Source organism: Ruminococcus sp. MCC718 (assembly GCF_018783905.1).
Taxonomy (GTDB): domain Bacteria; phylum Bacillota; class Clostridia; order Lachnospirales; family Lachnospiraceae; genus Hominisplanchenecus; species Hominisplanchenecus faecis.
The window spans coordinates 1-281 of sequence record NZ_WQNP01000130.1 but is presented as its reverse complement, the minus strand read 5'-3'; the positions used below and the strand labels follow the sequence as shown (position 1 = coordinate 281).

General features: G+C 51.2%; 1 tRNA gene. It reads left to right on the top strand.

The features are described from left to right. Positions 1–95: 95 nt before the first annotated feature. Positions 96–169, top strand: a tRNA-Ile gene (locus tag GPK60_RS10970). Positions 170–281 lie beyond the last annotated feature (112 nt).

Below are 281 nucleotides of genomic sequence, written 5' to 3'. Positions count from 1 at the left end.
CCGAACACGATGGTTAAGACCTAATCGGCCGATGGTACTGCACTGGAGACGGTGTGGGAGAGCAGGTGGCTGCCGGATTATTACAAAAGATAAGCGGGCTTATAGCTCAGCTGGTTAGAGCGCACGCCTGATAAGCGTGAGGTCGGTGGTTCGAGTCCACTTAAGCCCATTGGCTTGTTGGACAAGCCTGAACTAAATAAAATATAACAACCAATATGGGGGTGTAGCTCAGTTGGGAGAGCACCTGCCTTGCAAGCAGGGGGTCAAGAGTTCGAATCTCT